Annotated in this window: 23 protein-coding genes; 5 read left to right on the top strand and 18 right to left on the bottom strand. The window is 71.6% G+C overall.

The window, feature by feature from the left end; genetic code table 11:
• The first annotated feature begins 28 nt into the window (after positions 1-28).
• Both gloB and HS109_11480 read left to right on the top strand, forming a co-directional pair.
• Complete coding sequence (gene gloB, locus HS109_11485) at positions 29-811, top strand: hydroxyacylglutathione hydrolase (GenBank protein ID MBE7522993.1); 783 nt, start codon at positions 29-31, stop codon at positions 809-811.
• Between the two features lie 100 nt (positions 812-911).
• A complete protein-coding gene (locus HS109_11480) occupies positions 912-2,438 on the top strand; it encodes a transglycosylase SLT domain-containing protein (GenBank protein ID MBE7522992.1) in 1,527 nt (508 codons plus the stop codon).
• Between the two features lie 111 nt (positions 2,439-2,549).
• On the opposite strand, the gene HS109_11475 is transcribed toward HS109_11480, so the two are convergent.
• The 3 genes from HS109_11475 to HS109_11465 form a co-directional block, all read right to left on the bottom strand.
• A complete protein-coding gene (locus HS109_11475) occupies positions 2,550-2,855 on the bottom strand; it encodes a hypothetical protein (protein MBE7522991.1) in 306 nt (101 codons plus the stop codon).
• Positions 2,856-3,055: 200 nt separating this feature from the next.
• On the bottom strand, positions 3,056-4,303 hold the full coding sequence (lysA, locus tag HS109_11470; protein MBE7522990.1) for a diaminopimelate decarboxylase: 1,248 nt from the start codon (positions 4,301-4,303) through the stop codon (positions 3,056-3,058).
• Entirely contained in the window at positions 4,300-4,542 is a 243-nt protein-coding gene (locus tag HS109_11465; GenBank protein MBE7522989.1) for a hypothetical protein, read from the bottom strand. The genes lysA and HS109_11465 overlap by 4 nt, the downstream gene beginning before the upstream one ends.
• Before the next feature lie 43 nt (positions 4,543-4,585).
• On the opposite strand from HS109_11465, the gene cyaY reads away from it, so the two are divergent.
• A complete protein-coding gene (gene cyaY, locus HS109_11460) occupies positions 4,586-4,924 on the top strand; it encodes an iron donor protein CyaY (GenBank protein MBE7522988.1) in 339 nt (112 codons plus the stop codon).
• Between the two features lie 49 nt (positions 4,925-4,973).
• Here the strand turns inward: cyaY and HS109_11455 are convergent, their stop codons facing one another.
• From HS109_11455 to HS109_11430, 6 genes are all read right to left on the bottom strand, one after another.
• A complete protein-coding gene (locus HS109_11455; GenBank protein ID MBE7522987.1) occupies positions 4,974-5,762 on the bottom strand; it encodes a M48 family metallopeptidase in 789 nt (262 codons plus the stop codon).
• A complete protein-coding gene (locus HS109_11450) occupies positions 5,720-6,364 on the bottom strand; it encodes a 1-acyl-sn-glycerol-3-phosphate acyltransferase (protein MBE7522986.1) in 645 nt (214 codons plus the stop codon). The genes HS109_11455 and HS109_11450 overlap by 43 nt, the downstream gene beginning before the upstream one ends.
• Before the next feature lie 98 nt (positions 6,365-6,462).
• On the bottom strand, positions 6,463-7,044 hold the full coding sequence (gene gmhB / locus HS109_11445; GenBank protein ID MBE7522985.1) for a D-glycero-beta-D-manno-heptose 1,7-bisphosphate 7-phosphatase: 582 nt from the start codon (positions 7,042-7,044) through the stop codon (positions 6,463-6,465).
• A 114-nt stretch (positions 7,045-7,158) separates the two neighbouring features.
• On the bottom strand, positions 7,159-9,249 hold the full coding sequence (locus tag HS109_11440) for a glycine--tRNA ligase subunit beta (protein MBE7522984.1): 2,091 nt from the start codon (positions 9,247-9,249) through the stop codon (positions 7,159-7,161).
• Positions 9,246-10,166: a glycine--tRNA ligase subunit alpha gene (locus tag HS109_11435; protein ID MBE7522983.1), complete on the bottom strand. Its 921-nt coding sequence runs from the start codon at positions 10,164-10,166 to the stop codon at positions 9,246-9,248. Before HS109_11435 ends, HS109_11440 begins: the two co-directional genes overlap by 4 nt.
• Before the next feature lie 85 nt (positions 10,167-10,251).
• Positions 10,252-11,817, bottom strand: a complete 1,566-nt coding sequence (locus HS109_11430; protein ID MBE7522982.1) for a cytochrome P450 — start codon at positions 11,815-11,817, stop codon at positions 10,252-10,254.
• A gap of 204 nt (positions 11,818-12,021) precedes the next feature.
• Between HS109_11430 and HS109_11425 the strand changes: the two genes are divergently transcribed.
• Positions 12,022-13,083, top strand: a complete 1,062-nt coding sequence (locus tag HS109_11425) for a glycosyltransferase (protein ID MBE7522981.1) — start codon at positions 12,022-12,024, stop codon at positions 13,081-13,083.
• Here the strand turns inward: HS109_11425 and HS109_11420 are convergent.
• Complete coding sequence (locus HS109_11420; protein ID MBE7522980.1) at positions 12,999-14,402, bottom strand: hypothetical protein; 1,404 nt, start codon at positions 14,400-14,402, stop codon at positions 12,999-13,001. The genes HS109_11425 and HS109_11420 overlap by 85 nt on opposite strands.
• Positions 14,399-15,607 carry a hypothetical protein gene (locus HS109_11415; GenBank protein MBE7522979.1) on the bottom strand — a complete coding sequence of 403 codons (1,209 nt, stop codon included), beginning with the start codon at positions 15,605-15,607 and terminating at the stop codon, positions 14,399-14,401. Before HS109_11415 ends, HS109_11420 begins: the two co-directional genes overlap by 4 nt.
• Before the next feature lie 126 nt (positions 15,608-15,733).
• Here HS109_11415 and HS109_11410 point away from each other — a divergent pair, with 126 nt between their 5' ends.
• Entirely contained in the window at positions 15,734-17,311 is a 1,578-nt protein-coding gene (locus tag HS109_11410; GenBank protein ID MBE7522978.1) for an NAD(P)/FAD-dependent oxidoreductase, read from the top strand.
• 31 nt (positions 17,312-17,342) lie between these two features.
• Here the strand turns inward: HS109_11410 and lnt are convergent, their stop codons facing one another.
• The 7 genes from lnt to HS109_11375 all read right to left on the bottom strand — a co-directional run bounded on the left by lnt (position 17,343) and on the right by HS109_11375 (position 26,447).
• Positions 17,343-18,869 carry an apolipoprotein N-acyltransferase gene (gene lnt / locus HS109_11405; protein ID MBE7522977.1) on the bottom strand — a complete coding sequence of 509 codons (1,527 nt, stop codon included), beginning with the start codon at positions 18,867-18,869 and terminating at the stop codon, positions 17,343-17,345.
• 37 nt (positions 18,870-18,906) lie between these two features.
• A complete protein-coding gene (locus HS109_11400; GenBank protein MBE7522976.1) occupies positions 18,907-19,779 on the bottom strand; it encodes a CBS domain-containing protein in 873 nt (290 codons plus the stop codon).
• Positions 19,780-19,784: 5 nt separating this feature from the next.
• On the bottom strand, positions 19,785-20,267 hold the full coding sequence (gene ybeY / locus HS109_11395) for an rRNA maturation RNase YbeY (GenBank protein MBE7522975.1): 483 nt from the start codon (positions 20,265-20,267) through the stop codon (positions 19,785-19,787).
• Positions 20,239-21,207 carry a PhoH family protein gene (locus tag HS109_11390; GenBank protein MBE7522974.1) on the bottom strand — a complete coding sequence of 323 codons (969 nt, stop codon included), beginning with the start codon at positions 21,205-21,207 and terminating at the stop codon, positions 20,239-20,241. Before HS109_11390 ends, ybeY begins: the two co-directional genes overlap by 29 nt.
• 16 nt (positions 21,208-21,223) lie before the next feature.
• Complete coding sequence (locus HS109_11385) at positions 21,224-23,989, bottom strand: zinc-dependent metalloprotease (protein ID MBE7522973.1); 2,766 nt, start codon at positions 23,987-23,989, stop codon at positions 21,224-21,226.
• Between the two features lie 31 nt (positions 23,990-24,020).
• Positions 24,021-25,349, bottom strand: a complete 1,329-nt coding sequence (gene miaB / locus HS109_11380; protein ID MBE7522972.1) for a tRNA (N6-isopentenyl adenosine(37)-C2)-methylthiotransferase MiaB — start codon at positions 25,347-25,349, stop codon at positions 24,021-24,023.
• A gap of 156 nt (positions 25,350-25,505) precedes the next feature.
• A complete protein-coding gene (locus HS109_11375) occupies positions 25,506-26,447 on the bottom strand; it encodes a transposase (protein ID MBE7522971.1) in 942 nt (313 codons plus the stop codon).
• Between the last annotated feature and the right edge of the window lie 118 nt (positions 26,448-26,565).

Genomic DNA, 26,565 nt, shown 5'->3' with positions numbered 1-26,565 from the left:
GCCGGCCGCGCCCTCCGAAGATGCGTCCATGCCGCAGATTATCCCGTTGCCCGCCTTCACGGACAACTATGTGTGGGCGATCCGCGACGGCGGCCGGGCGGCGGTCGTCGATCCGGGCGACGCCGCCCCGGTGCGCGAATGGCTGGAGCGCGAAGGCGCGGCGCTCGCCGCGATCCTCGTCACCCACCACCATCGCGATCACACCGGAGGCATCGTCGACCTCCTGCGGGACGCGCCGGTGCCGGTGATCGGTCCCGCGCGCGAGGCCATCCCCGGCCGCACACTCGCGGTCGGCGAAGGCGACCGGGTCGAATTGCCCGGTCTCGCGCTGGCGCTCGACGTGCTCGACATCCCGGGGCACACCGCCGGCCACGTCGCGTTCGTCGGGCGCGGCGAAGCGTGGGGCGGCCCGATCGTGTTCTGCGGCGACACGCTGTTCGCGGCCGGCTGCGGGCGGGTGTTCGAAGGCACGCCCGGGCAGATGTGGGCGTCGCTCTGCGCCCTCGCGGCGCTGCCCGGCGACACGCGCGTGTGCTGCGGGCACGAGTACACGCTCGCGAACCTGCGCTTCGCCGCCGCGGTCGAGCCGCAGCGTCCGGCGATCGCCGAGCGCATCGCGCGCGAGGGCGCGAAGCGCGAGCGCGGCCTGCCGACGCTCCCCTCGACCATCGCCGAGGAGCGCGCGACCAATCCGTTCCTGCGCGCCCGCGAACCGCAGGTCCGGGCCATCGCCGAGGCGCGATCGGGTCACCCGCTCGCCGACGACGTCGCGGTGTTCGCGGCGTTGCGCGAGTGGAAGAACGCGTCCTGACCGCGGCAGTGTCGGACAGCGTCGGGTTGCGCCTCGCCCGGGGGGCGCCTAACATCGCGTGCCGGGCACGGGGTTACGCGTCGCCCCGGGGAGAGCAGGCTTGCGACGACGACTGACGACCCTCTGCTGTGTCCTCGCGCTCGCCGGTTGCGCCACGACCGGGACGCCGCCCGAAGCGCCGCTGCCACCTCCGCTGCCGCCGCCCGTGCCTGCGTCGGCGGTCTCGAGACTCCCCTCGCTGCCCCCGACGCTCGCCGTCGCCGACCCGTTCCCCGCCGCTGCGGGCGCCGAACTCGAACCGCTGCCGCCGCCCGCGGCGAGCCTGTGGGAGCGCATCGTGAAGGGCTACGCGATCCCCGATCTCGTCGACGACCCGCTGGTCGCGAAGTGGGAGCAGTTCTACGCCGACCGCCCCGACTACGTCTCGCGCATCGTCGACCGGTCGCGCCGCTACCTCTACCACATCGTGAGCGAGATCGAATCGCGTCAGATGCCGCTCGACCTCGCGCTCCTGCCGATGATCGAGAGCGCGATGAACCCGAACGCGTATTCGCGGGCGCGCGCCGCCGGCATCTGGCAGTTCATCCCGTCGACCGGCAGGCACTACGGCCTCGACCAGAACTTCTGGGTCGATTCGCGGCGCGACATCGTGGCGGCGACCGACTCGGCGCTCGACTACCTCGCGAAGATCCACGAGGACTTCGACGACTGGCAGCTCGCGCTCGCCGGCTACAACTGGGGCGAGGGCAACGTCGCGAAGGCGGTCGCGAAGAACAAGGCGCAGGGCAAGCCGGCCGACTACGCCTCGCTCAAGATGCCTGCGGAGACGCGGAACTACCTGCCGAAGCTCCAGGCGGTGAAGAACATCGTCCGCGACCCGGAGAAGTACGGGCTCGTGCTCGCCGACGTTCCGGACTCGCCCTACTTCACGATCGTGAAGACCACGCGGAAGATGGACGTCAAGGTCGCGGCCGACTTGGCCGAGATGTCGGTCGACGAGTTCCTGACCCTCAATCCGCAGCACAACCGGCCGGTCATCGCCGGCGGCGACGAGCAGTCGATCCTGCTGCCGATCGACCGCGCCGAGATGTTCGCGGCCAAGCTCGAGTTGTCACAGCAACCGCTCGTGAGCTGGCAGGCCTACCGAACCAAGCCCGGCGAGACGGTGTCGCAGGTCGCCGCCCGGTTCGACCTGCCTCCCGAGTCGCTGCGCGCGGTGAACGGTCTCGGCAAGAGGACGACGCTGCCGGCCGGCCACGCGCTGCTGGTGCCGGCGCAGCGTCCGTCGGACGCGACGGTCGACTCGCTCGTGAACACGGTGTTCACGACCGTGCCCTCGGGCCGGACCTTCTACCACACGGTCAGGCGGGGTGAGTCGTTGAGCACGATCGCTCGCCGCTACCAGGTGACCACCGACGACCTGCGGCGCTGGAACGGGATGGCGCAGAGCGGCGTGAAGATCGGGCAGCGCTTGCGCGTGACCTCCGACGTGGTGACCGGCGGCAAGGCGCCGAAGCGTGCTTCCGCCAAGCCTGCCAGCACCCACGGCATCGCGAGCGCGTCGGGCGGCGGGGGCACCACGACAGCGGCTCACCACGCGCCGGCAGGGCGCAGCCACACTCGCTGAGCGTGCCCACCGGCGCGTCGACTTCCGGAAACGAAACGGGCGATGCATCGGCATCGCCCGTTTCCGTGGGTCCGCGGCACGCTTGCGGCGGACTTCTTCGGCCCTGAGGCCTTACTTCTTCTTCGCGGCCTTCCTCTTGCCCTTGCGCTTGGTGGCCTTCTTGGCCTTGCGCTTGGTGGCCTTCTTCTTCGTGGCCTTCTTGGCCTTGCGCTTGGTGGCCTTGCGCTTGGTGGCCTTCTTCTTCGTGGCCTTCTTGGCCTTGCGCTTGGTGGCCTTCTTCTTCGTGGCCTTCTTCGCCTTGCGCTTCGGGGCCGCCTTCTTCGCCTTCTTGGCCGTCTTGCGCTTCGCCGCCTTGCGTTTCTTCGGCGCGGGCGACGCGGCCGCCGGCGCCATCATCGACATCATGTCTGCCAACATCGTGTTCTCCTGTCTGAGTTGCTGGATGTTATGTGTGACTTCTCCGCAGGCGTCGTCCGGTTCACGGACCTCTTGACAAAAGCCATGGCACCTGCTGCCTGCATTCTAGCCAAGTTTCAACGATTTGCAAGAAACGCGCGCGTCTGCTAGCGCGCCGGAACGCGCGTGTTGCGTATTCGCACACCCGCCGGTTGCGTCGATCAGCGCGGCAGGCGCGCTTCGGAGGCGAACAATTCGGCGATCGTCTCGCGCCGGCGCACGAGGTGCGCGCGATCGCCGTCCACCATCACTTCCGCCGCCCGCGGACGGGAGTTGTAGTTCGAACTCATCGCCATCGCGTACGCGCCGGCGGACCGGAACGCGACGAGATCGCCGGGGGCGAGCGCGAGTCCGCGGTCGAGGGCGAGGAAGTCCGCGCTCTCGCACACCGGGCCCACGAGGTCCCAGCGCGCGACGGCGCCGCTGTGCGGACGGACCGGTTCGGCCGCGTGCCAGGCGTCGTAGAGCGCGGGGCGGATCAGGTCGTTCATCGCCGCGTCGACGATCGCGTAGCCCTTGTCCGGACCGCGCTTCAGGTACTCGACGCGCGCGACCAGCACGCCGGCGTTCGCGACCAGCGAGCGCCCGGGTTCGAGCACGAGCGTCTCGCGCCGCCCGGCGAACAGGCGGCGGAGGAGCGCCGCGTAGTCGCCCGGCGGCACCGGCGTCTCGTCCCGGTAGCGCACGCCCAGTCCGCCGCCGACGTCGATGTGGTCGAGTCCGATCCCTTCCGCCGCGAGCCGGTCGGCGAGGCCGAGGAGCTTCGAGGCCGCCTCCTCGTACGGACCGAGTTCGGTGACCTGCGAGCCGATGTGCATGTCGATCCCGCGGATCGCGATGCCCGGCATCGCCGCGGCGCGCCGGTAGAGGCGGAGCGCATCGTCGTGGGGAATCCCGAACTTGCTCTCCTTGAGGCCGGTCGAGATGTACGGGTGGGTCCGCGGATCGACGTCGGGATTGACCCGCAGGCTCAGCGGAGCGCGGACGCCGCGCTCGCGGGCGAGGGCATCGAGGCGCTCGAGTTCCGCCTCCGACTCGACGTTGAAGCACAGGATGCCGGCGTCGAGCGCGGTTCGCAGCTCGGCGGCGGACTTGCCGACGCCGGAGAACACGGTGCGGCCCGGATCGCCGCCCGCCGCGACGACCCGAGCGAGTTCTCCGCCGGACACGATGTCGAAGCCACTCCCGAGCCGCGCGAAGACGTCGAGGACCGCGAGGGTCGAGTTGGCCTTCACCGCGTAGCAGACGAGGTGCGGGACGCTCGCGAGCGCCTCGTCGAGCGCCCGCCATGCGCTCTCGAGCGCGCGGCGCGAGTACACGAAGCAGGGTGTGCCGAACTGCTCCGCGATCGACGCGAGGGAGACGCGCTCGGCGTGCAGTTCGCCGTCGCGCAAGACGAAGGCGTTCACGGGAGGCGCGGCTTGGACGGCAGGGACTCGGGCGCGGGCGGCGTCGCGGCGGCGGGTGGTGCGGGCGTCGGCGCGGGGGCCGGTGGCGTCGCGGCCGCGGCAGGAGGCGTCGCGGCCGCATCGACGCGCTTCAGCGGACCCTTGATCCCGCATCCGGCGAGGGCGACGCAGGCGACCAGCGAGAGCGCCGCCACGCGGCGCGTCGTCGCGTACCGGGCGCCGCTGCGATCGCGTACCATCGGCGTCGATGGTAGCACGCACCCCCATGTCGATCGGTCGCGCATGAGCGAGGACGCGACCTTCCTCGCCGCCGCGGACGCCGCGCTCGCCGCGATCGGCGCGGCGCTCGACCGCGCGCTCGATGCGTCCGACGCGGACCTCGATTGGAGCCTCGTCGACGGCATCCTGGAGATCGCCTGCGAGGACGGCAGCAAGGTCATCGTCAACCGCCACGCGCCGAACCGCGAGCTGTGGGTGGCCGCGCGCAGCGGCGGCTTCCACTTCCGCGCCGCGGACGGCCGCTGGCGCGACTCGCGCAGCGGCCGGGAACTCGGCGCGGCGCTCGCCGCGATCCTGCGCGATCAGGCCGCGATCGAAGTGTCGCTGGACCTGCGGTCGTAGCGTCCGGGCCGATGCCGGTTCGCCCGCGTATTCCGGCGCGTCGGGCGCGTCAAGCCGCGAGCAGCGCCGTCCAGTCCTCGAGTTCCTTGCGATGGGCGTCGTGGCCGGGGAGGAGCGACTCGACCAGCGCCCAGAACTTGCGCGAGTGGTTGAGTTCGACCAGGTGCGCGACCTCGTGCGCGACCACGTAGTCGGCGAGCGCCGGGGGGAGCTGGATCAGCCGCCAGTTGAGGCGGATCTCGCCCTTGTGGTTGCAGCTTCCCCATTCGCTGCGCGCGTTCGACAGCCGGACCGGCGGAACCGCCGCGGGGAGGTGCTGCGCGTAGTGGGCGACGCGCGGCAGCACGCGCCGGGCGGCCTCGTCGCGCAGCCACCGGGACACCGTGTCGGCGACCGCGCGCTCGTCGTGCGCGTCCGGGTGCAGCACCGTGAGGTCGAAGAGATCCGGCCGGACGAGCGTGGTGCGCGAGGGAAAGACCGCGAGCCGGAGTTCCTCGCCCTGGTAGAGGATCGGGGCACCGGTGCGCCATTCGCGCGGCAGCACGTCGCGCTGGCGCGAGCGCCACTCGGCCAGCGTGCGCACGATCCACAGCGCGCGTTCGGTCAGCGCCTCCTCGATCTCGCGCAGCGTGACCCAGCGCGGCGCGCGCACCGTCAGGCCGTCGAGGTCGACCGCCATGCCGATCGTCTGGCGCCGCGCGCGGAACAGCCGGTAGTCGACGCTCTGGCCGGCGAGCGCGATCCGGCGCGACGGCGAGGCGCCCTCGCCCTTCGCGCCGCCCGACGGGCGTCCGGTCAGCCCGGAGCGCCCAGTCTTGCGACTTCGGCTTCGATCCACGCCTCGACCTCCGCGGTGAGCGCGGCGGCATCCTTGCCGCGCGACGCGATCGGCTCTCCGAACACCATCGTGACTTCGCCGGCGCGCTTGCCGAGCGACCCCTTCGGCCACAGCCAGCCCGCATTGTGCGCGACCGGCAGGATCGGCACATCCAGCGCGATCGCGAGCCGCGCCCCGCCGGTCTTGTACTTGGCGCGCGTGCCCGCGCGGATGCGCGTGCCTTCCGGATAGACGACGATCCAGAAGCCCTGCGCGAAGCGCTCGCGTCCCTGCGTGACGATCTGCTCCATCGCGTCGGTGCCGCGGCTGCGGTCGATCGTGATCGGCGAGGCGAGCGCGAAGCCCCAGCCGAAGAACGGGATGCCCAGGAGTTCCTTCTTGGCGACGAACGCGAGCGGCGGCAGGTAGAGATTGAGCGCGAGCGTCTCCCAGGTCGAGCTGTGCTTCGCCATCACCACGTGCGGGGTGGTCGGCAGCCGCCCGGTCCCGTCGACGCGCCAGCGCACGCCGCAGATCCGGCGCGCGCCGGCCAGCACGACGCGGCACCAGTTCGCCGCGATCCGGTAGCGGGCGACCCGCGGCAGCCAGAACGTCGCGAGCATCAGCGCGGCGTAGACCGACGTGACCACGACCTGGAAGGCGAGGAAGGCGGCGCCGCGGAGGGTTTCGATCGCGTTCACAAGGGGCCCGTCGCCGGCTGTCAGTCGCGGCCGAGGAGCGCCGACACCGCGAACGCGAGGTCGGGGCAGATCATCGTGGCCTTCGGGAAGCCGCCGTCGCGCAGCGTCGTCTCGCCCTTGCCGGTCAGCACCAGCACCGGCTGCGCTCCCGCGGCGTCGGCCGCCTGGAGGTCGCGCAGGCTGTCGCCGATGCACGGCACGGTCGCGAGGTCCACGCCGAAGCGGCGTCCCGCCTCGATCATCATCGCGGGCCGCGGCTTGCGGCACTCGCAGCGCGCGTCGGCGGTGTGCGGGCAGAAGAACACCGCGTCGATGCGCCCGCCGACCTGGAGGAGCGCGCGGTGCATCTTGTCGTGGATCGCGTTCAGCGTCGCCATGTCGAACAAGCCGCGGCCGATGCCGGACTGATTCGTGCACACCGCGACGCGGAAACCCGCGTGCGTCAGGCGCGCGATCGCCTCGAGGCTGCCGGGAATCGGGCGCCACTCCTCGGGCGACTTGATGAACTGGTCGCTGTCGTGGTTGATGACGCCGTCGCGGTCGAGGATGACCAGCCGCGCGGTGCGCGTCGGGGCGACGGTCTCGTTGGCGAACTGGACCACGGGCGTAACTCTAGCGACAAACCGGGGGCGAAGGCGAGCGCCGCTTGCGGACGCGGCTTCCGGAGCCGGGCGCGGCCGCGGCGGGCGCAACACCCTGTGCCGACACGAACGACGCTACAACTTCGAGAGATCCGCGACCCGGTTCATCGCCTCGGCCACGCCCGAGAGCAGCGCGAGCCGGTTCGCGCGCACCGCCGGATCCTCGGCCATGACCATCACGTCGTCGAAGTAACGGTCGACGACCGGCTTCGCGGACGCGAGCGACGCGAGCGCGCCGGCGTAGTCGCCGGCGTCGCAGCGGGCGGCGACCGAGGGCGCGAGCGCCTGGAACGCGGCGTAGAGGTCGTGTTCGGCGCCCTCGGCGAGCCGCGCGCGATCGACCACGGTCGCCGCTTCCGCGCCTGACTTGCGCAGGATGTTGACGATGCGCTTGTTGGCGGCGGCGAGCGCCGCGGCTTCCGGCAGCGTTTCGAACGCCTGCACGGCGGCGAGCCGCTCGGGCAGCGACGCGAGCGTCGCCGGACGGCGGGCGATCAGCGCCTCGACCTGGTTCGCGCTGCCACCCAGCTCGCGCAGGTAGCCGCGGAGCCGGTCGACGATGAACGACTCGACCTCGGCGGAGGCGCGAGTGACCCCGGGCGCCGCGGCGAATGCGTCGAACGCCGTCGCGATCGCGTCGGCGAGCGGCAGCGCGAGCTTCTTCTCGACCAGGATGCGTATCGCGCCGAGCGCGGCGCGCCGCAATCCGAACGGATCCTTATCGCCGGTGGGCACCTGGCCGATGCCGAAGAGCCCGGCGAGCGCCTCGAGCTTGTCCGCGAGCGCGACCGACTGCGCGACCGGGCCGTCCGGCAGCGCGTCGCCGGCGAATCGGGGCCAGTAGTGCTGCGCGATCGCGTCGGCGACCGCCGCACCCTCGCCGTCGTGCTGCGCGTAGTGGCGCCCCATCGTGCCCTGCAGTTCCGGGAACTCGCCGACCATGTCGGTGACGAGATCGGCCTTGACGAGTTGCGCGGCCCGGTCGGCGAGCGCGGAATCGGCGCGCAGCGCGGGCGCGAACGCCCGGGCGATGGCCCGCAGGCGCTCGACGCGTTCGCCCTGCGTGCCGAGCTTCTGGTGGTAGACGACCGACGCGAGCTTCGGCAGGCGCGCCTCCAGCGGCTCCTTGCGGTCCTGGTCGAAGAAGAACTTCGCGTCGGCGAGCCGCGCGCGCAGCACGCGCTCGTTGCCCGCGACGATCGCGGAGGGGTCGCGGGTCGCGAGATTGGACACGACGAGGAAGCGCGCGCGCATCTTCCCCTGCCCGTCGGTGAGCGCGAAGTACTTCTGGTTCTGCTGCATCGTCAGGATCAGGCACTCCTGCGGCACGGCGAGGAACGCCGGGTCGAAGGTGCCCGCGTAGACCACCGGCCACTCGACGAGCGAGGTCACCTCGTCCAGCAAGGCTTCGGGCATCACGACGCGGTCGCCCTGGGCGGCCGAGGCGAGAGCCCCCTCGATCGCGGCGCGGCGCGCGCCGAACGACGGGATCACCTTCCCTTCGGCTTCGAGCGTCGGCGCGTAGGCCTCCGCGGTGGCGAGTTCGATCGCACCGCGCGACAGGAACCGGTGGCCGCGCGTGGTGCGCCCGGCTTCGAGACCCAGCGCTCGGACGGGCACGATGTCGGGGCCGAAGAGCGCGACGAGGCCATGGGCCGGGCGCACGAACTTCTCGTCGTTCCAGTACCCGCCCGCCGAGTAGCCCATCACCTTCGGGATCGGGAGCTTCGCGATCGCGTCGTCGAGCGCGGCCTGCAGGCCTTGGGCGAGCGCGAGCCCCGGCTTCGTGCCGGTGTGGAACAGCGCTTCGGCTTTGCCGTCGGTCTCGCGCGTCATCGATGCGACGTCCGCGATCGACAGGCCGAGCGCGGCGAGCTTCTTGTCGAGCGCGGCGGTCGGCTCGCCGTCGGCACCGAACGCGACCGTGACCGGCAACACCTTCTGCCGGAACGGCCGGTCGGGCGAGCGCGGCGCGACCTCGGGGATCGACACGGCGAGACGCCGCGGCGTCGCGTAGCTCGCGAACGGCGCGCCTTCCGGCGCGAATCCCGCCCGGACGAGCCCGGTCGCGAGTTCGCGGGCGAACGCTTCGCCGAGCGCGGCGAGCGCCTTGGGGGGCAACTCCTCGGTGACGAGTTCGACCAGCAGCGTACGCGCGGTATTCATGCTTCCTGCGCCTTCGCGTAGCGTTCCGGCAGGCCCGCGCGCTCGCGCTCCGGGAGCATCGGGAAGCCCAGGCGACGCCGGGCGTCGAGGTACGCGGTCGCGACGAGCCGCGACAGCGCGCGGATGCGGCCGATGTAGCCTGCGCGCTCGGTGACCGAGATCGCGCCGCGCGCGTCGAGCAGGTTGAACGTGTGCGCCGCCTTCAGGATCATTTCGTAGCCGGGGAGCGGCAACGCCGCGGCGAGGAGGCGCTTCGCCTCGCCTTCGAACAGCGCGAACTGGCCGAAGAGCTTCTGCGCGTCCGAGGCGTCGAGCGCGTAGGTCGTCTGCTCGACCTCGTTCTGCAGGAACACGTCGCCGTACTTCATCGTGTCGGTGTAGGCGAGGTCGTAGACCGATTCGACGTCCTGCAGGTACATGCTCATCCGCTCGAGGCCGTAGGTGATCTCGCCGGTGATCGGGTCGCAGTCGAGGCTCCCGACCTGCTGGAAATAGGTGAACTGCGTGATCTCCATGCCGTTCAGCCACACCTCCCAGCCCAGGCCCCACGCACCGAGCGTCGGGTTCTCCCAGTCGTCCTCGACGAAGCGCACGTCGTTTCGCGCGAGGTCGAAGCCCAGCGCGACGAGCGAGCCCAGGTAGAGGTCGAGGATGTCCGGCGGCGAGGGCTTCAGCACGACCTGGAACTGGTGGTGCTGGAACAGGCGGTTCGGATTCTCGCCGTAGCGCCCGTCCTTCGGGCGGCGCGACGGCTGCACGTAGGCGGCGCGCCACGGCTCGGGGCCGAGCGCGCGCAGGAACGTCGCGGTGTGCGAGGTGCCGGCCCCGACCTCCATGTCGTAAGGCTGCAGCAGCGCACAGCCGCGCGAGCCCCAGTATTCCTGGAGCCGCAGGATCACTTGCTGGAACGTGAGCATCGTGGACGGCGGACGGGCGCGGGCGGACCGGCCATTCTACCGGCTCGCTCCGCGGCGGCCCTTCGGCGCCGAGCGCCGCGAGGGTTCAGGGGACCGTGACGGCGGGTGTTTCGCGGACCGGCGTGGAGGCCAAGCGCGGCCTGAGCACCACCCGGCGCGCGGAACTCGGATGCCAGTGATCGCGGTGGCGATTGGCCCGTTCGAACGGACCGTCCCGCACGACGTCGACGTCGTAGCCGAGCGCGAGTTCCTCGACCAGGAGCCGCCCGAGAAAGATCGCGAGATGGCCGCCCATGCAGCCGTGCGTGTGGCCGCCGAACGGCGAGTACTCGCGGCGCGTGTACGTGCGGTCGACGAAGCGCGACGGGTCGAAGCGGTGCGGATCGGGGAAGATCGACGGGTCGCGGTGCGACTCGTTCACGCAGATGCGCAGGATCCAGCCGGCCGGAATCACGCGGCCGTCGACCTCGAACGGCTTCACCGTGCGCCGGTACAGGTGCTCGCTCTGCTCGAGCCGCAACGTCTCCATCACGATCGCCGTCGCGGGGTCGAGCGGCAGCGAACCGCCCGTGACGCCGGCGGTGCGGCCGTGCGCGCACACCGCGTCCCGCCACGCGGGTGCGCCGGCGAGGAACCACGCGATCCAGTCCATGAGCCCGGTGAGGTCGGAGGACGCGACGCGCGCGATCATCGCGAGGTTCTCCGCGCGCGCGGGCCGGTCGAGCGAATCCGGGTCCGACGCCACGAGCAGCGCGAGGGCGGTCCCTCCGGCGATCGAGGCCGAACCGGCGCGATGTTCGCGGTCGGCGTCGCGCAGCAAGGTCGTGACGCCCGCGAGTCCCTCCTGCAGCGTAGCGCGCCAGCGCGCGCCGCCGCGGCGCTGGTGGACGAGTTGCGCGACCCGGCGTCGAAAGGCGTCGACGCGGGGGGCATCGGGCGCGAAGCCGATGAACACGCGGGCGATCGCGGCGACGACCCAGCGCTCGAACGCCGGGCGGGCGGCGCAGCCTCCGGGCGTGCGCGACGACTCCTCGGCGAGCGACGCGAGCTCCCGGCGCAGGTCGGCGCGCAGGGTGTCTTCCGCGCCGGCGAGGTCCATCTTCGCGAACGCCGCGCGAAACGCCGGGGCCTCGGCCTTGTGGTCGGCGCCGGTCATGTAGCGCAGGACGCCCTTCGACAGCAGGCGGTTGTACGGCAATACCGCGGGCGCGAGGGCGTCCGCGTGGTCGACGAGGATCCGGTGCGCGCGCTCCAGTCCGACGACGCAGGCGACCGGACGACCGAACTGGCTCATCTTGAATACCGGCCCGTGCCGCGCGGCCTCTCCGCGGTAGAAACTCCGATCGTCGATCGCCGCGAGCGATGCGCGGAGGCCGAGCGAACCCGCCGGCTGGCGCACCCCCGATCCGTAGTCGACCCGGGAACGCCACCACGCGACGAAGACCAGGACGAACGTCGCCGCGGCGGCGACGTGGCGCAGCGGCGGTGACACGACGGCGACCCACGCGAGCGCGGTGACGCATCCGACGAGTGCAGCGGCGAGCGCGAACGCCGCGAACGGGTGTTCGGTGGCCTCGCGCCGGACTGCGCGCGTCGCGAGCACCCGCAGCGCGAGCGCGGCGGCGATCGCGAACACCGCGATCTCGACCATCGTGAGCAGGATGTCGATCGGGGCCCCTTCCTGTCGTCCCGGCGACGACCGCCAGGCGCGTGTCGCGCGCCGGATGCGCCGTCAGGATAGCGCAGGCCGGCGCTGCGAAGAGGATCGGCCGCACCGGTGTCGTCCGGCTCGACGCGAAGTCCCGAACGGGCCAGCGGGCGGAAGTTCGGATGCCGATGGCGTAAGCTTTCGCCGATGACGGACCCGCGGGACGACATCTCGATGCGCGGCGCTGCCGACATGCCGCGGTCCGCAACGATCAGCGTGATCGTGCCGGCCTACAACGGCGATCGCGTGCTCGGAAGCTGCCTCGAGCCGCTCGCGCGGATGCTCGGGGACCACGAGATCGCGGAGATCATCGTCGTCGACGACGGCTCGACCGATGCCTCCGCCTGGGTCGCGACGCAGGGCGGGGCCAAGGTGATGCCCTCGGGCGGCAGGCTCGGACCCGGAGGGGCGCGCAACCGCGGCGCGTCGGTCGCCTCGGGCGACGTGCTCTGGTTCGTCGATGCCGATGTCGTCGTGCACCCGGATGCGGCGCGGGTGCTGCGCGACGTCCTCGCGCGGAGCGACGCTGCGGCGGTGTTCGGCACCTACGACGAGTTCCCGGCCGCGACGAACTTCCTGTCGCAGTACAAGAACCTCGCGCACCGCCACCACCACGTGCACGCCGAGCGCGAAGCCGAAACCTTCTGGGCCGGCTGCGGGGCGGTGCGCGCCGGCGCGTTCCGGCGCATCGGAGGCTTCGACGCCGAACGCTACCGCGAACCGTCGATCGAGGACATCGAACTCGGCATCCGCCTGCGGCGCCACGGCTACCGCATCCTGATCGAGCCGGAGTTGCAGTCGCGCCATCTCAAGGAGTGGCGACTCGCCGGCTTGCTCCGCACCGACATCGTGCAGCGCGCGTATCCCTGGGCGGAGCTGATGCGCGAACACCGGCTGCCGCCGACGCTCAACGTCGGCATCGGCGAGCGGCTACGGGCCGGCCTCGCCTGGGCGCTCGCATGCGCGATCGCGGCATTCCTCGTCCGGAGCCTGGCAGGATGGTGGGTCGCCGCCCTCTTCGGTGCGGCGATCGCGGTGAACCTGCCGCTGTTCTCGCTGTTCCGCCGGGTGAACGGCACGCTCTTCGCGCTCGGCGCGATCGCGTTCCACCAGTTCCACTACCTCTACGCGTCGGCGGCATTCGTCGCCTGCAGGCTCGGCTGGACGCCCGGCCGGTCGCGCCCCTCGACCACCAGCACGAGTGCGTAGAACGCGATCGCCGGGGCGAGGTGCAGCGGCATCCGGTTGACCAGCGTTTCGTTCAGCACGCCCCAGGCGGCCGAGGTGAAGAAGTAGACGACCACGATGAACCCCAGTCCGGCGAGCACGGTGACGGTCATCGGCGCGACGCGCGGCGCGAGGAGGATCCGCCAGCGCCACGCGACGATCGCGACGAACGCGTAGGCGCCCAGGTGCCAGTTGTCGAACACGAACAGGTGGTCGCGCAGCGCCGGCAGGACGTTGTAGGGCTTCGACTTCAGGACGTAGCCCAGCACCGGGAGGGAATCCGGTCCGAAGACCGGGTAGGCCACCGCGGCCGTTGCCGCGGCGGCCACGAGCGCGAATCCCGCGCGACGGTGGAGCGCGACGATGACTCCGGGGGCGAGCGTCGCCGCCCACAGCGCGCCTTCGACCTTCACGCCGGCCGCGAACACGGCGGCGAGGATGGCGAGCGCGGCCATCGCGCGCTCGCGCGTGACCGCCCAGCGCCACATCGCCATCGCGGCCAGCGCGTACGCCGCGCCGAGCACGAAGTCCGCGGCCCCGGCGAGCGCCACGTGGAGATCGAGGATCGGCAGCGACATCACGAGCCAGGTGCCGGCCATCGCGAGCGGCGCCCCGGCGCCGGCGTGGCGCGCCTGCGCGTAGAACGCCAGCGCGAGGGCGAGGGCGAGCGCGATCCACGGGACGTTCACCAGCGACTCGCTCCATCCGGTGAGGAATGTGGCGGACCACGCGAGCATCAGCGGCACGTTCGCGGGATGGCCGGGGTTGCCGTCGGTGAACGTCGTGGCGTCCGCGCTCGCGAGCCAGGCCGCCGGGGAGACGAACGGCACCATCCTGCCCTGGTCGAGCCACACGATCGCCTTGGTGCCCCAGTGCGCCCAGGCGTCGTAGGCCCGGAACGGACTCACCGCGACCTCGACCGCGATCCCGGCCACGCGCACCGCGACGAGCGCGAAGGCGACCCAGAAGAGCGCGCGCATCGCGAACGGCGCGGAGGCGAGTTCGCTGCGCAGATGCTCGGGCGCGAAAGCCGGCGGTCCCGCGCGGCGCGCGAGCCACGCGGCGATCGCGCCGAGCAAGACGATCGCGCCGGCGAGGAGCGGGAGCGACCAGCGGACCCCTGCGAGCGAACAGAGGCGCATCGTCGCAGTCGCGACCATGAGCCCGACGAGATAGCCGTAGCCCAGCGCGAGCGCGGCGCTCGGCGCACCCTGTCCGGGACGCCACAACGCGCGCACCGCGAACGTTCCCGCCGCCCACGGCAGGAGCACGCTCGCGAGCGCGCCGATCGCGTCGATCACGGCGCGACCTCGACGAGCGAGAGCGAGGGCCCATCGGAGAGGATCTCGCGCCCCGCGCGCGTCGCGCCGTCGGGCCACACCAGCAGGTGCCGGTCGCGGTCCCAGGCGATCGCGCGCGTGAGCAACAGGAGGACCTGGTCGCCGGCGCGAAGCTGCCCGGGGGCGAGGCGCGCGCCGCGCAATTGGAGATCCGAGGGCGCGTACGCGTTCTCGGGGTAGAGGAACCACGCGACGCGCTGGCGCAGGTGGCTGCTGTCGGCGACGACGAGGATGCGTGCGTCGCGCGGCCGCGGCGCGTCGCGGACCTTGCGGGCGACCTCGAAGATCGCCGCGTCGCCCATCGAGGCGAGCTTGCCGTCGAGCGGCTTGCCGGCGAATGCGGACCATGCGGCGGCGTGCTCGCGCCACATCAGCGTCTGCCAGCGCAGGTCGACCGCGAGCCACGCCGCGAGGAAGAGCGCCGCGAATGCCCACGAGGCCACCGGCGTCCCGCGCCGCCAGCCCCGGAACGCGAGCCACGCCAGCGCGAGCGCGAGCGCCGCCGCGACGACGGCGACAAACGGGGCGACGTGGCGTTCCTCGAAGCTCAGTTGCGCGATGGCGGTGCGATGTTCGCCGTACGGGGATTCGCTCCAGTCGCGCAGCACGTCGGCGAGCGTCGTGGTCCATGCGTTCGAGCGGACCTCGAACGCCTCGATCAGCAACGGAGCATCGAGCGCGCCACGCACGCCGAGCCCGACGGCGACGATGGTTCCCTTCCAGCCCGGCTGGCCCGAAAGGTCGACTTCGATCGAGCCGCGGGTGGTCTCGAGCGGCAGCGTGAACGTGCGACGCGGCTCCTCGCGCGTGCGCCACACCATGCCCAACTGGGCGCCCGGCGGCGCGGCGGCGGAGAGACGCCAGACCGCGCGCGTGTAGTCGGCGGCCGCGAACGGGGTCGTCGTGGCGAACGCCACCGCGGTACGTTCGGCGTCGAGGCCGTCGAGCACGAGGCGATCGCCCTCCTGGTGCCCGCGGCCGCGCACCACCTGCATCGCGCTCGCCGGAACGCCGATCGTCTCCTGCCCGGCCGTCAACTTGGGCCCGGCTTTCAGCGTCACCGCGCCGGCGAGCGCGACGACGAACGCCACTGCGAACACCAGCGCGAGCCGAGCCGGGCTCCCGCGGCGATCGGCTGAGGTCGCGACGACGACGGTGTCGGGCAAGCGGGGCTCCGGGGCGGGCGCGGCCCGCCGAGTCTAGCGCAGCCCGCGGTGTTGTCGTGGCCCGGGAGCGGCCGTATCGGACCTGTCGTCGATATACTTCGCGTCCGCGCTTCTCGCCGCCCACTCTTGGCTGCTTCATCGTCCCCCGCGTCCGCGATCGTCATCGGCGCCGGTCCCGCCGGCCTGACGGCGGCGCTCGAACTCTTGCGGCACACCCAGGTGACGCCGCTGGTGGTCGAGGCGACCGATGTCGTCGGGGGGCTGTCGCGCACCGTGAACCACCACGGCTACCGGATGGACCTGGGCGGGCACCGCTTCTTCTCGCGCTCCGACTGGGTGATGGACTGGTGGCAGGCGATCCTGCCGATCGACCCCGAAGCCGCCGAAGAGGGCGCGCGGCTGCGCATCGCCTACCGCGCGCAGGAGCGCGACGTCGAGGTGACGCGGGCACCGGCGGATCCGGATCGGGTGATGCTGGTGCGAAACCGCCTGTCGCGCATCTACCACCGGCGGCGGTTCTTCGACTACCCGATCCGGCTCGACCTGCGCACGATCCTGAACCTCGGCGTGGTCCGCTCGATGCGCGCGGGCTTCTCCTACCTGCGCGCGCATGCGTTTCCGCGCACGCCCGAGCACAATCTCGAGGACTTCCTCGTCAACCGCTTCGGGCGCGAACTCTACGAGACCTTCTTCAAGTCGTACACCGAGAAGGTCTGGGGGGTGCCCTGCACGGGAATCAGCGCCGCCTGGGGTGCCCAGCGCATCAAGGGCCTGTCGCTCACGCGCGCGCTCGTGCACGCGGCGCAGCGCGCGCTCGGTCTCGCGCCGAAGACCGCGCACACGAGCCTCATCGAGCGCTTCCTCTACCCGAAGTACGGCCCCGGCCAGCTCTGGGAGGAGGTGGCGCGGCAGGTGCGCGAGCGCGGCGGGCGCATCGAGTTCGAGCGGCCGGTCGAGCGCATCGTGCTGCGCGACGGGCGCGTCGTCGCGGTCGACGTGCGCGACGCGGCGTCCGGTGCCGTCGAGACCCGCACCTGCGACTACGCGATCTCGTCGATGCCGGTGAAGGACCTGGTCGAGCGGCTCGACCCGCCCGCGCCCGCCGAGGTGCGCGCGATCGCCGCGCGGCTCCCGTACCGCGATTTCATCGTGGTGGGTCTCGTCGTGCGCACCGCGGCGATCGGCGAGCGCGTGGGACGCGGCGACACCGTGATGCCGCCGGACAACTGGATCTACATCCAGGAGCCCGACGTGCGGCTCGGGCGGCTGCAGGTGTTCAACAACTGGAGTCCCGGACTCGTGCCGGATCCGGAGAGCGTCTGGCTCGGGCTCGAGTACTTCTGCACCGAGGGCGACGACCTCTGGTCGCAATCCGACGCGGGGCTCGTCGCGCTCGCGAAGCGCGAGTTGCAGCAGATCGGACTCGTGGTCTCGGCGGACGTCCTCGACGGCGTCGTCGTCCGCGTGCCGAAGGCGTATCCGGCCTACGTCGGCGCCTACGAGCACTTCGGCGTCGTGCGCGCCTGGCTCGACGCGATTCCGAACCTGTTCCTCGTCGGGCGCAACGGCATGCACCGTTACAACAACCAGGACCACTCGATGCTGACCGCGAAGGCGGCGGTCGAGAACATCGCCTCGGGCCGCACCGACAAGGCGAACCTCTGGGCGATCAACGTCGACGACGACTATCTCGAGGAGAAGTGACGCGCCCGGACCGGAGCGCGCCCGCCGCGCGCTACCGGCGGCGCCCGAGCGCGAACGCCGCGGCGAGCACGATCGCGGCGAGGCCCGCCGCGATCGCATCGCCGTAGCGCATGAACGGCGTGTCGCCGCTGCGGCCGGTCACCTGCGTTTCGAGGAGGCCGCGGCGGAACCACGGCAGGTGCACGCGCGGCGTGCCGTCCGCGTCGATGACGCCGGTGATGCCGGTGTTGGTCGCGCGGAGCATCGGCCGGCCGGTCTCCTTCGCGCGCATCGCCGCGATCTGCGCGTGCTGCCACGGGCCGATCGAGCGGCCGTACCACGCGTCGTTGGTCACGTTGACGAGCAGCGTCGAGCCGCGCGCCCAGCGCGCGAGTTCCGAGCCGAACGCGTCCTCGTAGCAGATGTTGACGAGCACCTTCTCGCCCGCCAGCGCGAGCGGCGCCTGGTCCGCGGGACCGGCGGCCTGGTCCGACAGCGGAATCGCGAGCACGCTTTCGATCAGCGGCCCGAGGATGCCCTTGGCGGGAATCGTCTCGCCGAACGGCACGAGGTGGCGCTTGCGGTACACCTGCGTGTCGGAGGATCCGAGCGACACGACGCTGTTGTGCAGCCTCGGTCCCGATTCGCCGGCGGCGGGGGGCAGCGCGATGAAGACGCCGAGGAGCGCGTCGCCGCCGCGCGCGCGCATCGTCGAGGCGATCGCGTCGATCGTCGCCTCCGGCACCTGGTGCGCGAACACCGGGAACGCGCTCTCGGGCAGCACGACGAGCTTCCCTTCGCTCGCCGCGACGAGGCCGGTGTAGAGGCGAAACGCCCGTTCGCGCAGGTCCGGATCGAACTTCTGCTCCTGCGGGATGTTGCCCTGCACCAGCGTCACCGCCAACGGCGTGGCGTTCGGCGTCGTCCAGGCAATGCGGTCGAGGAGCGCGCCGGCGGCGAAGATCGCCACGATGCCCGAGAGCGGCAGCACGAGCGCCGCCCGCGAGCGGCGCGACGCGGCGAGCCGCTCGATCGCGAGCGCGGCGAACGCCGCGACGGCAGCCACGGCGAGCGACACGAGGAAGATGCCGCCGACCGGCGCGTACCCCGCGAGGCTGCTGCCGGGGAGTTCGGCGTGGCCGACCGAGAGCCACTGGAAACCGGTGAGCACGAAGCCGCGCAGCCACTCGGCGAGCGTCCACGCGCCGGCGGCGGCGGCGAGACGGGCGGCGGATCCGGCCGGCGCGGCGCGCGCGACCGCCCATCCCGCGAGTGCGGGCCACAGCGCGAGGTACGCGCAGAAGCCCGCGATGCCGAGCGCGGCGAGCGGTGAGGGCATCCCGCCGAAGGTCTGCAACGCGACGTAGATCCACGAGACGCCCGCGCCGAAGAGTCCCAGCCCGAACGCGAACCCGAGCGCGGCCGCGCGACGAGGCGTGGGCGCATCGCGCCACAGCAGGAACAGCAGCGCGAGCGTGGCGATCGGCAGCAGCGCGGCGCCGAAGGGCGCGAACCCGAAGACCGTGAGGGCACCGGCGAAGGCGGCGAGGGACAGGAGGGTCAGACGCGACTTTCCGATGGTGGGATGGTGAAGTTCGGGAAAGTCGAGTCTGACCCTACTTTTCCTTCGCGTCGGGCGCCGCCGCGATCTTCTCGACCTGCAGCGTGTGGATGCGCCGACTGTCGGCGCGCACGATGCGGAAGCGGAACTCGCCGATCGTCACCGTATCGCCCCGCTTGGGCAGCCGGCCGAACGCGTGGACGACGAGACCGCCGACCGTGTCGACCGCGTCGTCGGCGAGCTGGCTGCCGAAGCGGGCGTTGAAGTCGGCGACCTCGGTCTGCGCCTTGACGCGGAAGCGCCCGCCGCCCTCGGCGATGACGTTGTCCTCGGTCTCGTCGAAGTCGTACTCGTCCTCGATGTCGCCGACGATCTGCTCGAGCACGTCCTCGATCGTGACCAGCCCCGACACGCCGCCGTACTCGTCGACGACGATCGCGATGTGGTTGCGGTTGCTGCGGAACTCGCGCAGCAGCACGTTGAGGCGCTTGGACTCCGGCACGAACACCGCGGGGCGCAGCGTGTCGCGCAGGCTGAAGCTCTCGGGGTTGCGGTAGTAGCTGAGGAGCTCCTTCGCGAGCAGGATGCCGACGACGTCGTCCTTGCTCTCCCCGACCACCGGAAAGCGCGAGTGCCGCGTCTCGAGCACGAACGGGATGAACGCGGCGGGCTCGTCGTCCATCGACACGCAGTCCATCTGCGAGCGCGGGATCATCACGTCGCGCACCGTCATCTCGGAGACGTTCAGCACGCCCTCGATCATCGACAGCGCGTCGGCGTCGAGCAGGCGGCGCTCGAACGCGCCGCGCAGCAGTTCGACGAGTTCCTGCCGGTCCTCGGGCTCGCGCGTGATCAGCGCGGTCAGCCGCTCGAGGAGCGAGGGTCGCGCCTCGTCGGCTTCGTCGGGATCGGGGAGCGGGCGTGCCATCGCGGTCAACGTCCCGGTGCGTAGGGGTCGGCGTAGCCGAGCCCGGCGAGGATGGCGGACTCGCGCGCCTCCATGCGCGCGGCTTCCCGCGGCTTCATGTGGTCGTGGCCTTGCAGATGCAGCATGCCGTGCACGACGAGGTGGGCGCAATGCGCGCGCAGGGTCTTCCCGCCCGAGCGCGCTTCGCGCCGGAGGACCGGAACGCAGAGCACGATGTCCCCCGCGAGCGGGACGGTGTCATCGTACACGAAGGTGAGCACGTTGGTCGCGTGGTCCTTGCCGCGGTAGACGGCGTTGAGCGTGCGCCCCTCGGCCGCGCCGACGAAGCGCAGCGTCGCGCGCAGGTCGCGTTCCAGCGCGGCGGTCGCCCAGCGCCTGAGCGTCGCGGGCACCGGCAGCCCCGTTCGCGCGACCGCGTACTGCACCGTGAACGCGAGCCGCCGCGCCTCGCGCGCGCGTCTAGCCGGGCGCGTCGCGCTCGTAGGCATCGATGATCTTCTGCACCAGCGGATGGCGAACGACGTCCGCGCTGGTGAAGCGGCAGAACGCGAGCCCGCGCACGTCCTTCAGAATGCGGGCGGACTCCACGAGCCCGCTCTTGCTGCCGCGGGCGAGGTCGATCTGCGTGACGTCGCCGGTGATGACGGCGCGCGTGCCGAAGCCGATGCGGGTCAGGAACATCTTCATCTGCTCGGGCGTGGTGTTCTGCGCCTCGTCGAGGATGATGAAGCTGTGGTTCAGCGTGCGCCCCCGCATGTAGGCGAGCGGCGCGATCTCGATCGTCTGGCGCTCGAAGAGCTTCGACACCTTGTCGAAGCCCATCAGGTCGTAGAGCGCGTCGTAGAGCGGGCGCAGGTACGGATCGACCTTCTGCGCGAGGTCGCCCGGCAGGAACCCCAGGCGCTCCCCCGCCTCGACCGCGGGGCGCACCAGCACGAGGCGCTTCACCGCGTCGCGCTCGAGCGCGTCGACCGCGCAGGCGACCGCGAGGTAGGTCTTGCCGGTGCCGGCCGGACCGATGCCGAACGTGATGTCGTGCGAGGCGATCGCGGAAAGATAGGCGACCTGGTTGGGCGTGCGCCCGTGCAGGTCGGCGCGGCGCGTGCGCAATGCGGGGCCGTCGTCATCGCCCCCGGCCGCCGATCCGCGCGAATCGCGCGTCGCGATCTCGACCAGTCCGAGCTGGATGTCGTCGACCGAGAGCGGCTTTTCCGCCGCGGCGTAGAAGCGCTCGATCGCGGTCCTCGCGTGCGCGACGCGGTCCGGGTCGCCGGAGATCGTGAACGTGCCGCCGCGGTGCGCGATGGCGACATCGCAGGCGGCCTCGATCTGGCGCAGGTTCACGTCGAGCGGCCCGCACAGGTTCGCGAGCGCGCGATTGTCGAGCGGCGAGAGCGTCAGCGAATGCGGCGATCGGCGGGTGGCCACGTCGTCGTTCCCCGCGTCAGACGCCCGAGCGCAGGAGCGGCGCCTTCAGCGCCTCGTCGAGTACGGACTGGCATTCGGCCAGGTGGGCGGCGGCGGCAGGCGTCCAGCCCGGCTTCGCCGCCGCGGCCGCGATCTCCGAGCGCAGCGCCTTCGCCTCGGCGCGCAGGAGGGCCTTCGCGTCGGCGGGGAGCGTCGGCGACGGCCGCACGAGCGCGTTGGCGATGCGCGCGGCGTGCTCGCGCTGCAGGTTGCGGCGGATGGGCGGGATGTCGCGCGAGCCCTTGAGCTCGCTCCAGATCGCGCGGTGCAGCGACGCGTAGACCTCGGCGAGTTGCAGCGCTTCGCCCGGGCGGTCCACCTTGCCCTCGGCGTCGATGAGCCGCTGCGCGACGGCGTCGGCCAGCACGCGGTCGAGCACCGCCTTGTGCGCGGCGAGCACCTGCATCGGCAGCGAGAAGTCGAAGCCGGGGGACGCGATCCCGACATCGAAGACATCGCCGCGGTCGAGGAAGTCGACCGAGAGGCTCCGCAGGAACTCGGGCCGGAAGCGGAAGCTGTCGGCGGCGAACACGCCGGTCTCGATCAGCTTCAGGGCGTCGCGCTGCTTCGCCGGCGCGACCGGGTTGAGCGGCGTGCGCCCCGAACCCGCGGCGTCGCGCAGCACGCTCGTCCCGCCGATGTAGCGGGCGGCGAGCTGGCCGCTCTCGCGCATCTGCGTGATGCCGCGCGAGATGTTGCGCCGGAGCGCGGCGTAGGGCTCGCCCGGGGCGAGCGGCTTCGCCTCCCAGCGCTCCCACAGTTCCTTCGCGAGTTCGATGCGGCGCGCCGCGAAGGCGAGCGGATCGCTCCCCAGGTCGCCGGGCGTGGCGTCCGGGTCGATCGCGAGATTCGACTCGTCGTCGTAGGCGTAGGCGAGGAGCGGCTCGTTGCTGCGCCCGGCGATCTTCGAGAGTTCCTCACGCTCGGTCTCCGGGGCGAGCGGCCGGTACGCATACTCGATCGCCCAGTAGTCGTAGGGACCGAGCGTCGTCATCGACAGCGACCCCTGCGGCTCGTCGCGCAGCGCGAGGTTGATCGGCGTGTACTCCATCACCGAGCCCGAGATGCCGTGCGTGCGCGTGAACTCGGCGTCGTTCAACTGCGCCTGCGTGTAGACGGTCGAGGCGCGGAAGTTGTGCGTGAGCCCGAGCGCGTGGCCGACCTCGTGCATCATGACCTCCTTCAGGTCGGAGAGCACGAACGCTTCGGCCTGCGGACTGTCGGGGGCGATGACGCCGCGCGCGGCGAGGAGGTCGCCCGCGAAGCCGCGATCCTCGGCGATGAAGTCCTCGATCATGCACTCCTCGCCGTGGCCTTGCGGGAAGCCGAGCGGCGACGCCGGCGACGCCTTCGACGGCACCGCGGAATCGGCGAGCCGGAAGCGCGCGAAGCGCAGCCGGACCGGGTCGATGCCGACGTCCGCGTCGAGGATCTCGCCGGTGCGCGGGTCGGCCTGCGACGGTCCGATGCCGCCGAACGCCGGCCGCGCGGTCGTCATCCAGCGGATCGACGCGTGGCGCGCGTCGAGCGTGTCGAAGTCGGCGTCGTCGGGCTGGATCTTCGCCTGCACGGCGTCCCTGAACCCGATGCGCTCGAACGCCTTGTTCCACTCCAGCACGCCGGCGACGATGGTGTCGCGGTAGCGCAACGGCACGTTGCGGTCGATCCAGAACACGATCGGCTGCTTCGGCTCGGAGAGCGCCGCCGAGGGATCCTTCTTCTCGAGGCGCCAGCGCTTCACGAAGCTCACCCGCGGCGTGAGCGCGAGGTTGTCGGAGTAGTCGAACCGCGCGACAGTGAAGAAGCCGACGCGGGCGTCGGCCGCGCGCGGGCGCATCGGCTCGTCGGGGAGCTTCGTCAGGTTGTACTGGTATCCGAGGAAGAGGCTGCGCGGATCGGGCAGCGTCGACGGCACGCTCGGGACCGGCGCGCCGGGGGTCGCCACAGGCGGCGGTTGCACCAGACGCGACAGCGCGTAGTGCGCGTTGACCAGCACGCCGAGCGCGTCCGGCGAGGCGCGCGTGCGCGCGATCGAGCTGTTGCGCGCGTCGAACGCGTAGGGCTGCCGGTAGGCCCGGTCGAGCGCTGCGTAGGCGCCGGGGATGTCGGCGAACAGGAGCGCGTTCAGTTCGACCAGCACGGTCTTGCGCTCGGGGTGCGGCAGCGAGGCGACCGGCGCGGACGCGATCAGGCTGTCGGAGAACGCCTCGGCGACCGCGATCGCCTCCGGTGTCTTCGGCTGCGCGAAGTAGTGCTCGTTCCGCGCGACGAGCTGCACGGTGTTGCCGATCTTGCGGAACTCCGCGAGATGGGAGCGGCCCATCAGCCCGCCGAACAGGAACCGCTCTCCGATGCCGGTCTCGAGATTGACCGAGAAGAACATCGGTTTGCCGAACTGGTCGGGCGCGATCTCGATCCACGCCTTCTCGTCCTTCGTCCACACCGTGAACAGGCCCCTCGACTCCTTCGCGTCCTTGATCACATCCGCGAACGGTCGGGCGGGCGGCGTCGGCGGGCTCCCCGGAGCGGCGGCCGAGGAAGGCGATGCGCCGGCCGGGCGGGCGTTCGCCCCCGGCGGCATGCCCGGCTGCGCAATGCGTGCGCCGCTCCGCATGGCGTCGGCGGACGCGGACTTCGGCGGTTCGGCGGGCGTCGCCTCGGGGCTCGCGGCGGTCGTGGCGCAGCCCGCGAGGGCGAGCGCGGCGATCGCGGCAGCGGCGGATCGAAGCGTGGTGCTGGGCATGACGGCCTTTCGGAATACGAGGGAGGCGCCGTCAGCGCGCGCATTCGCCCCGCAGCGAGTGCGAGCGCGCGCCGGTGACGACGACATCGACATAGGTTCCGACGAGCGACCGGTCGCCCGCGAAGTTGACGACGCGATGGTTGTCGGTGCGCGCGGCGAGCTCACCCGGATCGCGCGCCGCCGGTCCAGTGACGAGCGCGCGCTGGCGCGTGCCGACCATCGCCTCCGACGCCTCGCGGTAATGGGCCTCGATCGCCGCCTGCAGGCGTTCGAGGCGCGCCTGCGCGACCGCCTGCGGCACCGGGTCGGGCAACTCGGCGGCCGGCGTGCCGGGCCGCGGCGAATAGAGGAACGAGAACGCGCCGTCGAAGCGCACCTCGTCGATGAGCCGCATCGTGCGCTCGAAGTCGTCGTCGGTCTCGCCGGGGAAGCCGACGATGAAGTCCGACGAGAGCGAGAGGCCGGGGCGCGCGGTGCGCAACCGGCGCACGATCGACTTGTACTCGAGCGCGGTGTAGCCGCGCTTCATCGCGGAGAGTACGCGGTCGGACCCCGACTGCACCGGCAGGTGGAGCTGCGAGGCGAGCTGCGGCAGGTCGCGGTGGGCGTCGATCAGGCGCTGCGTCATCTCCTTCGGGTGCGAGGTCGTGTAGCGGATGCGCTCGATGCCGGGCATCTCGGCGACGTGCTCGAGGAGCGTCGCGAAGTCGGCGATCGCGCCGGTCTCGTCCATCGCGCCGCGGTAGGCGTTCACGTTCTGGCCGAGCAGCGTGACTTCCTTCACGCCCGCGAGCGCGAGGTCCGCGATCTCGGTCAGCACGTCGGGCAGCGGACGGCTCACTTCCTCGCCGCGCGTGTAGGGCACGACGCAGAACGAGCAGTACTTGCTGCAGCCTTCCATGACCGAGACGAACGCGGCTGCGCCGTCGACGCGCGGAGGCGGCAGGTGGTCGAACTTCTCGATCTCGGGGAAGCTCGTGTCGACCTGCGGGCGGCCGGTGGCGCGACGCGCGCGGATCAGCGCGGGCAGCCGGTGCAGCGTCTGCGGTCCGAACACGACATCGACGAACGGCGCGCGCTTCACGATCGCGCCGCCTTCCTGCGACGCGACGCAACCGCCCACGCCGATGATGAGGTCGGGCCGCGCGTCCTTGAGCGCGCGCACGCGCCCCAGGTCGTGGAACACGCGCTCGGCCGCCTTCTCGCGCACCGAGCAGGTGTTGAACAGGATGACGTCCGCGTCCTCGGGACGGTCGGTCGGCGCGAGACCGTCGCTCTCGCCGAGCACGTCGGCCATGCGGTCCGAGTCGTACTCGTTCATCTGGCATCCGAACGTGCGGATGTAGAGCTTGCGCGTCACGTCGCTGCGGGGCCGGGGCCGGGGATAGCCGGGGGGCGCCGTGGAGGTCCGGAAGGGCGGCGAGTATAGCAGGGGGGCGTGCCGACTTCGGCGCGCAGCGCACCGAGCACCGATGCGAGTTCATGGTAGGTCAGGCTTCAGTAACCGTGTTGGATGTCAAGCCTGGAAGGGCTGATGATCGCGAACCATGGCGTTAAGGATGCGCAGGAGTTTGTGCATGCACGCCACGATCGCGACCTTCTTGACCTTCCCGGCAGCCACCAGGCGTAGATAGAAAACCCGGATCACCGGATTGCTGCGGATCGCCGTCAGCGTGGCCATGTAGAGCACGCGGCGAACCTCGAAGCGGCCCCCCTGGATCCAGCGGCGTCCTTTCTTCTGCCCCGAGTCTCGCGCCATCGGCGCGACCCCCACCAGCGCGCTGATCTCGGCCCCGCTCAAGCGTCCCAGTTCCGGCAACCCAGCGATCAGCGTCGCGCTGGCTACCGGCCCGATGCCTCGGGTCGACCGAAGTAACCGGTCGAGTTCCTCGTGGTGGTGCGCCACATGGGTCTGCATCTGCCGGTCGATCTGGTCGAGCTGGCGTTTGATCGACTCGATCATCGCCTCGATGCTCGGCCGCACCTTGGGCCGCGAGGACTCGAGGCGCTGTCGTTCGGACAGCAACATGCCCAGCAGCTGGCGCCGGCGCGTCACCCAAGCCGCCAAGTCCTGCACCTGTTCGTCCACCGGCGGTTTCAGGTAGCGTTGGAAGTCCGGCTTGTGCCTCAGCATCTGCCCGAACTCGGCCAGCACCCGCGCATCGATCCGGTCCGTCTTCGCCCCGGAGCCCACCCCCTTGGCAAAGTCCCGCGCCCGCTTCGGATTGACCACCGCCACCGCCAGCCCCGCCGCCTGCAGCGCACACGCCAGCGGCGCTTCATAGCCTCCGGTGGCCTCCATCACCACCAGCGCCCCCGCCGGCACCTGCGCCACCAGCTCCGTGTGCCCTTCCGGATCGTTCCCGAACTCCCCCGCCGGCCCCGTACCGCCCAGCGTCACCACCTCGACGCTCGCCTTCGCCACATCGATCCCCACCACCACCTTGATTTCGGACATGGTCTTCGCACCTCGTGCTTGTCAATGCGCGCTGGCCTTACGGCCGCGCACGTAACCGTTCGAGTTCACGAAGACCGGCGCGGCCGCGCGCCATGGACTGAAGCACGGGTTCGACTTA

Source organism: Burkholderiales bacterium (genome assembly GCA_015075645.1).
Taxonomy (GTDB): domain Bacteria; phylum Pseudomonadota; class Gammaproteobacteria; order Burkholderiales; family Casimicrobiaceae; genus VBCG01.
Note: the sequence above shows the minus strand (reverse complement) of the source record. Positions and strands in the feature narration are given on the sequence as shown.